Genomic DNA, 12707 nt, shown 5'->3' with positions numbered 1-12707 from the left:
AGAGCAGATGAGCACGGCATCGAGCACCGAGTCGTCCAGCACCCAGCCCGAAGCGCCCGGCGCGGCACCGGCGGAGGCCTCCGAGGAACGGACGGGCCGGCGGCCCGGACGGTTCGGGGCGCTGGTGGACCGCTTCGCGCCCGCGCTGGGCGCGTACGCGGTGGTCAAGGCCATCGGTCTGACCGTCTTCATGCTGCTGCTCTCGCACACCGGCGACTACCTGAAGAAGCAGCCGGGCCGCGGCGGCGGTGCCAACGCCTGGGACGTGCTGGGCACCTGGGACGGCGTCTGGTACCAGCGGATCGCCGAGAACGGGTACAACCCGCAGCTGATCCCGCTGCACGGCTTCCCGCTGGCCACGTACTACGAGAACTCGGCCGCCTTCTTCCCGCTCTACCCCTGGCTGATGCGGCTGGTCGGCACGGTCACCGGGCTCGGCCCGTACGGCTCCGGGATCGTCGTCTCGGTGCTCGCCTCGCTGGTCGCCGCGGCCGGGATCTTCGCGGTCGCCGAGCGGCTCGGCGGCTTCCGGGCGGGTGTGATCGCGGCGGTGCTCTGGGGGCTGTTCCCGGGCTCCGGCGTGGAGTGGGCGGTCTACTCGGACTCACTGTTCGTCGCGCTGTCCGCCTGGGCCTGCTACTGCGTGATGACCCGCCGCTGGCTCGCGGCCGGCCTGCTGGCGCTGGTCGCGGGGCTCAACCGGCCGACCGCCGCCGCGCTGATCGCCGCCGTCTCGATAGCCGCGCTGGTCGCGCTGGTCCGCCGCACCGACGGGGTGGCCCGCCCGCTGACCGCGATGCTGATCACCCCCTGGGGTCTGATCGGCTACATCGCCTGGGTCGGCTGGAAGATGGGCGACTGGGGCGGCTACTTCAAGCTCCAGCAGGGCGCCTGGAACCGCTACTTCGACGGCGGCGCCTCCACCCTGCGCACGATCATGGACGTGATCACCGGCCACTGGGACTTCTGGCAGTCCAACCCCGTCCCGGACCTGATCGCGATCGCGCTCCTGATCGCCCTGCCCGGGCTGCTGGTGCTGCTCTGGCGCACCCGGCCGCCGCTGGTGCTGTGGGTCTACACCGCGCTCACCATCCTCACGGCGCTGAGCAGCAACCAGATCTTCGGCAACATCTCGCGCTACCTGCTGCCCGCCTTTCCGCTCTGCATCGGCCTGGCGGTGGCGCTGCGCCGGCTGCGGACCTCCTCGCTGGCCGGGCTGCTGGCGATGCCGGTCCTCGCGGCGGGCTGGTACGCGGGGTATGCGCTGTTCGAGTTGGGCATCCCGTAGACCCGGCGTTGGTTGGCAACGGGATCATCCGGCAGCAGACGGGCCGTTGCTAACCTCGGACGCATGACGACGACCCCGCCGCCCGTGCGCCAGATCCGCGACATCTCCGGGCTGATGGACCACGCGAGCCACGTGCTGGCCACCCGGATGGCGGCCGCCTTCACCGAGCTCGGGATCACCCCGCGCGCCTACTGCGTGCTGTTCCACGCGCAGGAGGCCGAGCGCACCCAGATCCAGCTGGCCGAGCTGACGGACCTGGACAAGACGACCATGGTGGTCACCGTCGACGAGCTGGAGAAAGCGGGCCTGGCCGAGCGCCGCCCGTCCGCGACCGACCGGCGGGCCCGGATCGTCTCGGTCACCGAGGCGGGCGAGCGGGCCGTGGTGCAGGGCACCGCGATCGCCGACCGGGTGCACCGCGAGCTGCTGGAGTCGCTGCCGCGGCCCGAGCGCGAGGTGTTCGTCTCGGCCCTGACGCACCTGGTGGAGGGCCATCTCGCGGAGCCGGTCGAGGTCGAGCGCACCGTTCGCCGCGCCCGCCGCTCCCGGGGCTGACCCTCCCCGGCTGCTGCTCGAAGGCCCTGCGCCGGCCTGCCGCGTCGGCCTCGAAACGGGGATGTGCCCGCAGTGTAGTTCCGAGATAGATAGTCCCGAACAAAACGATCTGATAGCGTCCTTCCCGGTACTCGACGAACCGGGAGAACCGCCATGACCACGCACGCCCCGGCCGCGCCCGGGCCGGCTTCCGCAGCGCCCGCCCGCTCCCGCGCCCTCGCCCTCGCGGTGCTCTGCGCGGGAATGCTGATGATCATCCTGGACGGCTCGATCGTCACCGTGGCGCTGCCCGCGATCCAGGACGACCTGCACTTCTCGCCCGCCGACCTCACCTGGACGGTCAACGCCTACCTGATCGCCTTCGGCGGCCTGCTCCTGCTGGCCGGCCGGCTCGGCGACCTGATCGGCCGCAAGCGGGTGTTCGTCGCCGGGCTCACCCTCTTCACCGCCGCCTCGCTGCTCTGCTCCGTCGCCGCCGGGCAGGAGATGCTGATCGCCGCCCGCTTCCTCCAGGGCGTCGGCGGCGCGATGGCCTCCGCGGTCAGCCTCGGCATGATCGTCACGCTCTTCCCCGAGCCGGCCGAGCGCGGCCGGGCGATCGGCGCGTTCGGCTTCGTCGGCGCGGCCGGCGCCTCGATCGGCCAGGTCCTCGGCGGGGTGCTCACCCAGGCGCTCGACTGGCACTGGATCTTCCTGATCAACCTGCCGCTGGGCCTGGCCGCCGTCCTGCTGTCCCTGCGGCTGCTGGAGTCCGACCGCGGCCCCGGCCTGCGGGCCGGCGCCGACGCCCTCGGTGCCGTGTTGATCACCGCGGCCCTGATGCTCGGCATCCACACGATCGTCGGCACCGGCGAGCACGGCTGGGCCTCGGCCCGCACCCTCGGCCTCGGCGCGCTCTCGCTCGTCCTGCTGGCCGGCTTCCTGCTCCGCCAGGCCAGGGCCGCCCAACCCCTGCTCCCGCTGCGGATGTTCCGTTCGCGCAACGTCTCCGGCGCCAACGCCGTGCAGGTGCTGATGGTCTCCGCGCTGTTCGCCTTCCAGATCCTGGTCGCGCTCTACCTGCAGAACGTCCGCGGTTACGGCGCCGCCGCCACCGGCCTCGCGATGCTCCCGGCCGCGCTCGCCATCGGCACCGTCTCGCTCACGCTCTCCGCCCGGCTGAACGCCCGCTTCGGCGAACGCCCGGTGCTGCTGGCCGGGCTGCTCCTGCTGGTCGCCGCCCTGGCGCTGCTGACCCGGCTGCCCGCGGACTCGCACTACGCGCTCGACCTGCTGCCCACCATGCTGCTCGCGGCCGGCTTCGGCCTGGCGATCTCGGCGCTCACCGTGCTCGGCATGTCGGGCGCCGGACCGGCCGACGCGGGCACCGCCTCCGGGCTCTTCAACACCACTCAGCAGGTCGGCGGCGCGCTCGGGGTCGCCGTCCTCACCACCCTCGCCAACGGCCGCACCGGAGCCCTCGCGGCCGCCGGGCAGCCTGCCGCCGAGGCGCTCACGGCCGGCTTCCGGCTCGCCTTCGCGGTGGGCGCGGGCCTGCTGACGGTGGCTCTGCTGCTCGCCGCCACCGTCCTGCGGCCGACCGGGCGCCAAGACTGACGGAGCGTCAACACGCCTCGCCCCGGCCAGCGTTGCGCGGCGACCGGGGCGGAGGCGTTCGGGCCGTCGGTGTTACGGCCAGACCAGGCAGTACAGCTGGTGCCCGGCCTCGTGCAGCCGGTTGGCGAAGTCCTGCCACTCGTGCAGCATGCTGTAGATCACGAACGCGTCCCGCGGCCCGCGCCGGTCCGGCACGGTGGACCAGATGAAGGCGGCGGCGCCGAGCTCGGTCTCGTCGGCCTTGCGCAGCGGCTCGACGACGTTGTGGGGGAGCTGGACGACGGCGTAGTCGGGGTGCAGCACGACCAGCTCCAGCGGCGGAACCTGGTGCAGCGGGACGCCCTGGATGCCGGTGAGCACCATGGCGCTCATCGTCTCCGGTTTGATCTTGGTGGAGAGGTGGCCGGTGGGGGAGCCGCTGGTCTCCATCAGGTCGCCGAGCCGCCCCAGCGAGCCGAGCTCGCCGGCGTCCAGGCCGAGCCCGCCCGGGCCGAGGGCGGTGGGGACTCTGGCGGCCGTCGCGCGGTCCGGGGCTCCGAAGTACTTGTAGGTCACCCCCACGCGTCCCTCACCCCGCCTCTCACCGCCGCGACGACCACGACCCGTACCCGCTCCCGTACCCCCGCGTGCGGCCTCGGCGGGCCGGCGGGAGCCCCCCGTAGCCTCGTCGTAGCCGTCCTGCGCCTCGGACACTCGGACCATCCTCACCGGAATTCGCCGGAATCGACAGACCCCCGCACACCCGGCGTCCCACCGGACGTGCTCCTTACCCGTCATGCGCCGCCGTACCCACTCGCGGTACGCGGCAGTCCTCTCCACACCCCTGCACACAAACCGGAGCGCCTGCGCACTCTGTGTACACAGTCTGACCGGTCACCGGTCCGGTGCAGTCAGCGCCCCTGCTGTACGGACAACCGTACAGACAACGGTGCCCGGATCATCGTTCCAGATGATCGGGTCGGACATGCAGAGCGTGAGGACACGATTTGAGACCATGTCTTTTGTGAGCTACCCCTACGAAGCCCCCCAGTCCCAGTCGCTGTTCGACCGCGCCTCCGTGGTGACGCCCGGCGGCGTCAACTCCCCGGTGCGCGCCTTCCGCGCGGTCGGCGGCACGCCGCGCTTCATGGTGTCCGGCACCGGCCCCTACCTCACCGACGCCGACGGCCGCGAGTACGTCGACCTGGTGTGCTCGTGGGGCCCGATGATCCTCGGCCACGCGCACCCCGCGGTGATCGACGCCGTCCAGCAGGCCGTCTCCCGCGGCACCTCCTTCGGCACCCCCGGCCAGGGCGAGGTCGAGCTGGCCGAGGAGATCGTCGCCCGGGTCGCCCCGGTCGAGCAGGTCCGCCTGGTCTCCTCCGGCACCGAGGCCACCATGTCCGCGATCCGGCTGGCCCGCGGCTTCACCGGCCGGGCGAAGGTGGTCAAGTTCGCCGGCTGCTACCACGGTCACGTGGACGCGCTGCTGGCCGCCGCCGGTTCCGGCGTGGCCACCTTCGGCCTGCCGGACACCCCGGGCGTCACCGGCGCCCAGGCCGGCGACACCATCGTGCTGCCGTACAACGACCTGGCCGCCGTCGAGCAGGCCTTCGCCGCCCACCCGGGCGAGATCGCCTGTGTGATCACCGAGGCCTCGCCCGGCAACATGGGCGTCGTCCCGCCGCTGCCGGGCTTCAACGGCGGCCTGGCCCGGCTCTGCCGGGAGAACGGCGCGCTGTTCATCTCCGACGAGGTGATGACCGGCTTCCGCGTCTCCAAGGCCGGCTGGTACGGCCTGGAGGCCGCGAACGAGGGCTGGGCGCCGGACCTGCTGACCTTCGGCAAGGTCATGGGCGGCGGCTTCCCGGCTGCGGCCTTCGGCGGCCGCGCCGACGTGATGGCGCACCTGGCCCCGGCCGGCCCGGTCTACCAGGCGGGCACCCTGTCCGGGAACCCGATCGCCACCGCGGCCGGTCTGGCCCAGTTGCGCGGCTGCACCGACGAGGTGTACGCGACGGTGGACAAGGTCGCCGCCGAGGTTTCCGGTCTGGTCTCCGACGCGCTCGCCAAGGAGGGCGTGGCGCACCGGCTGCAGACCGCCGGGAACATGTTCTCGGTGTTCTTCACCGAGGCCCCGGTCACCGACTACGACGAGGCCAGGACCCAGGAGGCGTACCGTTTCACCGCCTTCTTCCACGCGATGCTGGCCGAGGGCGTCTACCTGCCGCCGTCCGCCTTCGAGTCCTGGTTCGTCTCGGCGGCCCACGACGAGCGGGCGATCGAGCGGATCGCCGCGGCCCTGCCGGCCGCCGCGCGCGCCGCTGCCGCCGCCACGGCCTGACCCGCCACGGCCCGAACCCGATTTCCAGGAGTAGTCGAGAAGTGAGCGCCAAAGAGATCACCGTCGTCCACGTGATGCGGCACGGCGAGGTGCACAACCCGGAGGGCATCCTGTACGGGCGCCTGCCGGACTACCACCTGTCCGAGCTGGGCCGGAAGATGGCCGATCGGGTCGCCGAGGACCTGGCCGAGCGGGACGTCACCCACGTGGTGGCCTCCCCGCTGGAGCGGGCCCAGGAGACCGCCGCGCCGATCGCCGAGGCGCACGGCCTCGACCTCGCGGTGGACGAGCGGCTGATCGAGGCGGAGAACATCTTCGAGGGCAAGACCTTCGGCGTCGGCGACGGTTCGCTGAGGAACCCGGGCTACTGGAAGTACCTCACCAACCCGTTCAAGCCCTCCTGGGGCGAGCCGTACCTCGACCAGGTGGTGCGGATGATGGGTGCGCTCGGTGCGGCCCGGGACGCCGCGCGCGGGCACGAGGCGGTCTGCGTCAGCCACCAGCTGCCGATCTGGATCCTCCGCTCCTTCGTCGAGCGCCGCCGGCTCTGGCACGACCCGCGCAACCGGCAGTGCTCGCTGGCCTCGCTGACCAGCTTCACCTTCGAGGGCGACAAGATCGTCTCGGTCGGCTACCGCGAGCCGGCCCGCGACCTGCTGCCCGCGCACCTGGTGGGCAAGGGGCGCAAGGGCGACAAGCCGGTGGGCAAGAGCTTCGGCGCCTAGCCCCCCATAAGCGGTACGTAAGTATGACTTCGGGTCACCTGGCAGACGCCGGGTGACCCGAAGTCGTCGCAGGTCAGAGCAGGTTCCACGCGCAAGGCAGGACCCCCCCGAACCTGCCCGGAACTCCATGCGAAACTTTTCACATGTCTGCCATGACGCGCCCCCGTCCCCGTGTCGCCGCAGCAGCCGCCGCCACCGTCGCCGCTGCCGCGCTCGCCCTCACCGGCTGTTCCTCCTCGGGCTCGTCGGGTAGCGGCGAGGGCCAGGTCGGCTTCGTCACGGTCAAGGGCACCAACCTGTCGAAGGCGGAGGCCGGCAAGCGCGGGGACGCGCCGGACATCTCGGGGGAGACCCTGGAAGGCACCCCGGCCAAGCTCTCCGACTACCGGGGCGAGGTCGTCGTGCTGAACGTCTGGGGCTCCTGGTGCGGGCCGTGCCGGGCCGAGGCGGCGAGCCTCCAGAACGTCTCGGAGAAGTACAAGGACCAGGGCGTCCAGTTCCTCGGCATCAACACCCGGGACACCGAGAAGCAGAACGCCGTCCGCTTCGAGCAGGAGCAGGGCGTCACCTACCCGAGCCTCTTCGACCCGGCCGGCACCCAGCTGCTCAAGTTCCCCAAGGGCAGCCTCAACCCGCAGTCCATCCCGACCACCCTGATCATCGACCGGGACGGCAAGCTGGCCGCCCGCGCCGTCGGCGGCACCACCGAGGACGCGCTGGAGTCGATCCTCCAGCCGGTGGTCGCGGAGCAGAAGCAGTGAGTCTGCCGCAGCAGCTCGCCGACACCACCTCGACCGTTCAGAGCGGCGCGCTGCTGGCCGCCGCCCCGGTCGCGCTGGTGGCGGGGCTGGTGTCGTTCTTCTCGCCGTGCGTGCTGCCGCTGGTCCCCGGCTACCTGTCGTACGTGACGGGCTTCTCCGCCGCAGACCTCGCGGACGCCCGCGGCTCGCGGCGCGGCCGGATGCTGCTCGGCGTGGTGCTGTTCATCCTCGGCTTCACCGCGGTGTTCGTCTCCACCGGCGCCCTGTTCGGCTACTTCGGCCAGGAGCTCCAGGACTACAAGCGGGTCATCAGCATCGTGCTGGGCTCGCTCACCGTGGTGATGGGCCTGGCGTTCATGGGCCTGGTGCCCGGGCTGAGCATGCGCGAGGTCCGCTCGCACCGCCGCCCGGCGGTCGGCCTGCTGGGCGCCCCGATGCTCGGGGTGGTGTTCGGCGTCGGCTGGACCCCGTGCATGGGCCCGACCCTGACCGCCGTGCAGAACCTGGCCCTCAACCAGGCCGACGCCCAGCGTGGCGCGCTGCTGACCACCTTCTACTGCCTGGGCCTCGGCGTACCGTTCATCCTGGCCGCGGTGGCCTTCCGCCGGGCGCTGGGCGCCTTCGGCTGGGTCAAGCGGCACTACCCGCTCGTCATGAGGATCGGCGGCGGCATGCTCGTCGCGGTCGGTCTGCTGCTCGTCACCGGGATCTGGGACTCGATGATGAGCCAGCTGCAGTCCTGGACCGCCGACTTCCAGATCGGAATCTGACCGTGAGCAACACCACGACCGAGACCGAGCAGCCCCCGGCGCCGGACGACAGCGCCGCCGAGCGGCTCAGCACCGCGCCGGTCGAGTCCGACGGACCGACCGGCATAGGGGCGTTCGGCTGGGCGCGCTGGATGTGGCGCCAGCTGACGTCGATGCGGGTCGCCCTGATCCTGCTGTTCCTGCTGTCGCTGGCCGCCATCCCCGGCTCGCTGATCCCGCAGAACGGCCAGAACCAGTTCAAGGTGCAGGCCTGGAAGGCGCAGCACACCACGGTCGCGCCGATCTACGAGAAGCTCCAGCTGTTCGACGTCTACAGCTCGGTCTGGTTCTCCGCGATCTACATCCTGCTGTTCGTCTCACTGGCCGGCTGCATCGTCCCGCGCACCTGGCAGTTCGTCGGCGTGCTGCGCTCCCAGCCGCCGGCCGCCCCGCGCAACCTGACCCGGATGCCGGTGCACGCGGCCTGGCGCACCTCGGCGGACGCCGAGAAGGTGAACGCCGCCGCGCACCGGCTGCTGCGCAAGCGCGGCTTCCGCGCCCACCTGTCCGGCGGCGCGGTGTCCGCCGAGAAGGGCTACCTGCGCGAGGTCGGCAACCTGCTGTTCCACCTGTCGCTGTTCGCGCTGCTCGGCGGCTTCGCCTGGTCCAGCCTGGCCTCCGGTACCGGCGGCAAGTTGATGGTCGAGGGCGAGGGCTACTCCAACACCATCACCCAGCTCGACGACTTCACCGGCACGCGGTTCTACACCAGCGACAACCTCGACCCCTTCTACGTGAAGCTCGACAGCTTCAAGGCGCGGTTCCAGTCCAGCGGCGCCCAGATGGGCGCCGCCCGGGAGTTCACCGCGAACGTCGAGTACGCCGAGGGCAGCGACACGTCGAAGCTGAAGCAGGGCAAGATCGAGGTCAACCACCCGCTGGAGATCGGCGGCAGCAAGGTCTACCTCGGCGGCCACGGCTTCGCGCCGATCATCACCGTCCGCAACGGCAAGGGCGACGTCGTCTACAGCGGCGCCACGCCGTTCCTGCCGCAGGACGCCAACGAGACCTCCACCGGTGTCGTGAAGGTCTCCGACTACGGCGTGGGGCCCGACGGCAACAAGACCCAGCTGGGCCTCTCCGGCTTCTTCCTCCCGACCGCCCCGGCGAACTTCGAGAACACCGGCCCGATCTCGCTGTTCCCCGACGACGCCGCGCCGATGCTGGTGCTGAACGCCTACGCGGGCGACCTCGGTACCGACTCCGGCCTGCCGCAGAACATCTACCAGCTCAACATGCGGAAGATGACCCAGCTGACCCAGGACGGCCAGCCCGCCAGGGTCAGGCTCAAGCCCGGTCAGGGCTGGACCCTTCCGGAGGGCTACGGCACCGTCACCTTCGAGGGCTACAAGCGGTGGGCGAGCATCAACATCTCGCACCGCCCCGGCAACGAGATCGCCCTGACCGGCGCCGTGCTGGCGATCCTCGGCCTGATCGGCTCGCTGTTCATCCAGCGCCGCCGGATCTGGGTGCGGGCGGTCGCCCTGCCGGGCGGCGGCACCCAGGTGGAGCTGGCCGGCCTGGCCCGCAGCGAGTCGGCGAAGATCGCCGAGGAACTCGCCGAACTCGCGGTCGACCTCCAGGACGACGCCCCGGCGTCGGAGGGCGAGGACGACAACGCCGAAACGGACGGACCCGAGGAGACCGGGGCCCCCACAGCCCCGGAGACGTCCTCGGACCCCGCAGTCCCTGCCGACCAGAACTCCAAGGAGTAGACGGTGCAACTCGCCTCGGCGGTCGACCCCCAGCTGGCCGACCTCTCCAACAAGCTGATCTATTCGGCGATGGTGGTCTACACCATTGCCATGTTCGCTCACATGTTCGAGTGGACCTTCGGCAGCAAGGGCGGTGTCGCCGTCCGCTCGAAGGAACAGGCGGGCAGCCTCGCCGAGACCGTCGCCGCGGTCGAGCAGAAGGCCGCGAGCAAGGCCGCCAAGAAGGTCACCGTCACCGTGGCGGAGGCCGGCGGCGGCACCACCACGCTCACCCGCACCGCGGTCGCGGGCGAGGGCGCGACGGTGGTCACCAGCGGGCGCGGTGCGGACGAGGAGGACGGCCCGGGCGCGGCCGGCACCAACGAGAAGGCCGACCTGGCCGGCCGGATCGCCGTCTCGCTGACCGTGCTGGCGCTGCTGCTGCACGGTGGCGGCATCATCGCCCGCGGCCTGTCGGTCTCCCGCTGGCCGTGGGGCAACATGTACGAGTTCTCCTGCGCCTTCGCCTTCGCGATGACGGCCGCGTACCTGGTGCTGCTGGGCGCGAAGAAGAAGGTCCGCTGGCTCGGCCTGCCGGTCGTCCTCGCGGTGCTGCTGACCCTGGGCATCGCCACCACGATGCTGTACACCGACTCCGAGCAGCTCGTCCCGGCGCTGCACTCGCCGTGGCTGGCGATCCACGTCTCCACCGCGATCTTCTGCGGCGGCGCGTTCTACGCGGCGTTCATCGCCACGCTGCTGTACCTCGGCAAGGACTCCTTCGAGAAGCGGGTGGCGGCCGGCCTGACCACCGGTCCGCTGGGCACCTCGGCCTCGATCTGGCGCCGCCTGCCCGCCGCGTCGACCTTCGACAAGCTGTCCTACCGGATCAACGCCCTGGTCTTCCCGCTCTGGACCTTCACCATCATCGCGGGCGCGATCTGGGCCGAGGCGGCCTGGGGCAAGTACTGGGAGTGGGACCCGAAGGAGACCTGGTCGTTCATCACCTGGGTCGCCTACGCCTGCTACCTGCACGCCCGTGCGACGGCCGGCTGGAAGGGCCGCAAGGCCGCCTACCTGGCGCTGGCGGCGTTCGCCTGCTGGCTCTTCAACTACTACGGCGTGAACATCTTCGTCACCGGAAAGCACTCCTACGCGGGGATCTGACCGGGGCACACAGTCACCCACCGGCCCGGCTCTCTCCCACAGGTAGCCGGGCCGAGGTGCAGCAGGGGTAGTGCGTGCCGGCCGCCGGTCGGTGCGAGAGGGAATTGAGGAGGAAATCGCGCAATGGAGTGCGACGAGGTCATGCTGACCGTCCGAATCACCGCCGCCGAGCGCATGCTGCTCCGCAGGCTCGCCCAGGGACACCGGAGCGACGTGTCCGAGGTGGTGTCCGACGCGCTGCTGGACATCATCCCCACGCTCAGCGCGCCGGGGGACGCCTACCGGCTGCTGGAGGCGCTGGCGATGCCCGCGCCGTGCGCCCTGACGGTCTGGCTGCCGACCCCGCTGGCCGACCTGCTGGTGCCCGGCGCGGCCCGGATCGCGCAGATCACCGACGTCCGGGTCGAGTCGGCCAGCGCCGCCCTGGGCGCGGCGCTGCGGCTCTGGCTGGCCCAGGACCCGGCCCGGCTGGCGACCAACCTCAGCGTGATGCACGCGGGCCGGCCGGCCGCCCTGGTGGCCGCCTGACGGGTCGGGGCGTGCCTCAGCTCGCCAGCGGCAGCCGGGTGCCGCCGAGGCCCGGCGCGGCGGGGCGGCCGTCGTGGGCGTCCCGCCGCACCGGCACCGCCGGGCCCTCGGCCGGCCCGTCCACCGGCGCGGTGAGCAGCCGGCACTCGGCCGCCGTCCGGCCGTCCTGGACCAGCTGGACCCGAACCGGCAGCCGTCCGCCCGCCGCGGCGGGGCCGGCGGCCGGTTCGGGGACCGCACGCACGAAGCAGGGCCGGTCCAGTTCGATGTAGCGGTCGAAGGAGGTCACCAGCTCGACCGGCACCACCGGCTCGGGGTGGCGCAGCCGCTGGGCGGCCTGCCGGGCGGCCTCCAGCACCAGCATCCCGGGCACGTGGTCGAGCTCGTGGTCGAACAGCACCGGGTGGGTGGCGTCGGTGCGCAGCAGCCAGGTGTCCGGCGCCAGGGTCGGGCTGAGCACCACGTCGGCGGGCTGCGCGCGGCCGACCAGCTCGGGTGCGGCGGGCGCCGGCGGCCGCGGCGGGACGGTGCGGCGCGCGGGGCCGCGCAGCCGGGCGTACGAGGCGGGGGAGACCACCCGCAGCTGGCCGGTGCCGTGGCCGATCGGCAGGCCGTCCCGGGTGACGTCGACGCTCACCCGCAGCGAGAACAGCTCGCCGTGCCGGATCCGGACGTCCTCGCAGCCGACGGCCAGCATCAGCGAGGCGGGGCCGGTGGTGACGGCCAGACCCTGGAGCCCGGGCTCGTCGAGCGCGTAGGAGAGGTCGTCCATCACGAAGTGGTGCCCGCGCGGCACGCCGAACCCGGCGTGGCCGACCAGCAGCCCGGCCTGCCGGATCGTTTCGGCGAGCAGCACCGGGTCGTGGTAGCGATCCCCGGGCAGCCGGTAGAAGCCGTGCAGCCGGGGCCACTGGGCGCCGAGCAGGAAGTCGTACGGGCCGGTGGCCTGCCAGCCGGTGAGGAACACCTCGGACACCGAGGCGCGGTGCACCAGGTGCCGGGAGACGGTCCGGTCGTGGAAGTCGTAACCGGTCGCGGGGCTGTCGTAGAGGTCGTAGCCGCTCGCGGGGCCGCCGTGGAAGTCGAAGCCGCCACCGCCGCCCGGGCCGGGGTGGGCGTACGGGCCGTGCGGGTCCGGCTCTACGATCGATGGCATGACTGGCCCCCGCTTCAGGGTGTCGGTCGGAGCGGCCGCCATGGCCGTCCGAGCAAAACATACATACCACCCGGTTTGTCTTCGGCGACTGGGGGTGCCCGGGTC

The 12707-nt window shown here is 72.1% G+C and carries 12 protein-coding genes; 10 read left to right on the top strand and 2 right to left on the bottom strand.

Features of this window, described 5'->3' with window-relative positions; all coding sequences use genetic code 11:
• Positions 1-7: 7 nt before the first annotated feature.
• From ACIRRH_RS07670 to ACIRRH_RS07660, 3 genes are all read left to right on the top strand, one after another.
• A complete protein-coding gene (locus ACIRRH_RS07670; protein ID WP_403063117.1) occupies positions 8-1288 on the top strand; it encodes a glycosyltransferase family 39 protein in 1281 nt (426 codons plus the stop codon).
• Positions 1289-1351: 63 nt separating this feature from the next.
• Positions 1352-1843 (top strand): MarR family winged helix-turn-helix transcriptional regulator, encoded by a 492-nt coding sequence (locus ACIRRH_RS07665; protein ID WP_363380669.1) that lies wholly within the window; start codon positions 1352-1354, stop codon positions 1841-1843.
• A gap of 153 nt (positions 1844-1996) precedes the next feature.
• Complete coding sequence (locus ACIRRH_RS07660) at positions 1997-3439, top strand: DHA2 family efflux MFS transporter permease subunit (protein WP_403063114.1); 1443 nt, start codon at positions 1997-1999, stop codon at positions 3437-3439.
• 72 nt (positions 3440-3511) lie between these two features.
• Here ACIRRH_RS07660 and ACIRRH_RS07655 read toward each other — a convergent pair whose 3' ends face one another.
• Entirely contained in the window at positions 3512-3994 is a 483-nt protein-coding gene (locus ACIRRH_RS07655) for a hypothetical protein (protein ID WP_078589103.1), read from the bottom strand.
• 439 nt (positions 3995-4433) lie between these two features.
• On the opposite strand from ACIRRH_RS07655, the gene hemL reads away from it, so the two are divergent.
• The 7 genes from hemL (at position 4434) to ACIRRH_RS07620 (ending at position 11446) form a co-directional block, all read left to right on the top strand.
• Positions 4434-5762 (top strand): glutamate-1-semialdehyde 2,1-aminomutase, encoded by a 1329-nt coding sequence (gene hemL / locus ACIRRH_RS07650; protein ID WP_403063111.1) that lies wholly within the window; start codon positions 4434-4436, stop codon positions 5760-5762.
• A gap of 74 nt (positions 5763-5836) precedes the next feature.
• Positions 5837-6487, top strand: coding sequence for a histidine phosphatase family protein (locus tag ACIRRH_RS07645; RefSeq protein ID WP_224280854.1), 651 nt, complete (start codon positions 5837-5839; stop codon positions 6485-6487).
• A 143-nt stretch (positions 6488-6630) separates the two neighbouring features.
• Positions 6631-7248 carry a TlpA family protein disulfide reductase gene (locus tag ACIRRH_RS07640; protein WP_403063108.1) on the top strand — a complete coding sequence of 206 codons (618 nt, stop codon included), beginning with the start codon at positions 6631-6633 and terminating at the stop codon, positions 7246-7248.
• Positions 7245-8018, top strand: a complete 774-nt coding sequence (locus ACIRRH_RS07635; protein WP_363380684.1) for a cytochrome c biogenesis protein CcdA — start codon at positions 7245-7247, stop codon at positions 8016-8018. The genes ACIRRH_RS07640 and ACIRRH_RS07635 overlap by 4 nt, the downstream gene beginning before the upstream one ends.
• 2 nt (positions 8019-8020) lie before the next feature.
• Positions 8021-9772 carry a cytochrome c biogenesis protein ResB gene (locus ACIRRH_RS07630; protein WP_403063105.1) on the top strand — a complete coding sequence of 584 codons (1752 nt, stop codon included), beginning with the start codon at positions 8021-8023 and terminating at the stop codon, positions 9770-9772.
• Positions 9773-9775: 3 nt separating this feature from the next.
• Positions 9776-10918: a c-type cytochrome biogenesis protein CcsB gene (gene ccsB / locus ACIRRH_RS07625; RefSeq protein WP_403063102.1), complete on the top strand. Its 1143-nt coding sequence runs from the start codon at positions 9776-9778 to the stop codon at positions 10916-10918.
• A 141-nt stretch (positions 10919-11059) separates the two neighbouring features.
• Positions 11060-11446 carry a hypothetical protein gene (locus ACIRRH_RS07620; protein WP_224280840.1) on the top strand — a complete coding sequence of 129 codons (387 nt, stop codon included), beginning with the start codon at positions 11060-11062 and terminating at the stop codon, positions 11444-11446.
• Between the two features lie 16 nt (positions 11447-11462).
• Here the strand turns inward: ACIRRH_RS07620 and ACIRRH_RS07615 are convergent, their stop codons facing one another.
• Complete coding sequence (locus ACIRRH_RS07615) at positions 11463-12602, bottom strand: ScbA/BarX family gamma-butyrolactone biosynthesis protein (RefSeq protein WP_403063099.1); 1140 nt, start codon at positions 12600-12602, stop codon at positions 11463-11465.
• Positions 12603-12707: the final 105 nt, after the last annotated feature.

This window comes from Kitasatospora sp. NPDC101235, assembly GCF_044767505.1.
Classification (GTDB): domain Bacteria; phylum Actinomycetota; class Actinomycetes; order Streptomycetales; family Streptomycetaceae; genus Kitasatospora.
The sequence above is the reverse complement of the archived record's forward strand: the minus strand, read 5'-3'. Positions and strand labels throughout refer to the sequence as shown.

Bases quoted from the DNA above. Each gene is read 5' to 3' on its own strand.
- ACIRRH_RS07620 (WP_224280840.1), top strand. From the start codon at position 11,060: ATGCTGACCGTCCGAATCACCGCCGCCGAGCGCATGCTGCTCCGCAGG.
- ACIRRH_RS07670 (WP_403063117.1), top strand. From the start codon at position 8: ATGAGCACGGCATCGAGCACCGAGTCGTCCAGCACCCAGCCCGAAGCG.
- hemL (WP_403063111.1), top strand. From the start codon at position 4,434: ATGTCTTTTGTGAGCTACCCCTACGAAGCCCCCCAGTCCCAGTCGCTG.
- ACIRRH_RS07640 (WP_403063108.1), top strand. From the start codon at position 6,631: ATGTCTGCCATGACGCGCCCCCGTCCCCGTGTCGCCGCAGCAGCCGCC.
- ACIRRH_RS07615 (WP_403063099.1), bottom strand. From the start codon at position 12,602: ATGCCATCGATCGTAGAGCCGGACCCGCACGGCCCGTACGCCCACCCC.
- ACIRRH_RS07645 (WP_224280854.1), top strand. From the start codon at position 5,837: ATGCGGCACGGCGAGGTGCACAACCCGGAGGGCATCCTGTACGGGCGC.
- ACIRRH_RS07660 (WP_403063114.1), top strand. From the start codon at position 1,997: ATGACCACGCACGCCCCGGCCGCGCCCGGGCCGGCTTCCGCAGCGCCC.
- ACIRRH_RS07665 (WP_363380669.1), top strand. From the start codon at position 1,352: ATGACGACGACCCCGCCGCCCGTGCGCCAGATCCGCGACATCTCCGGG.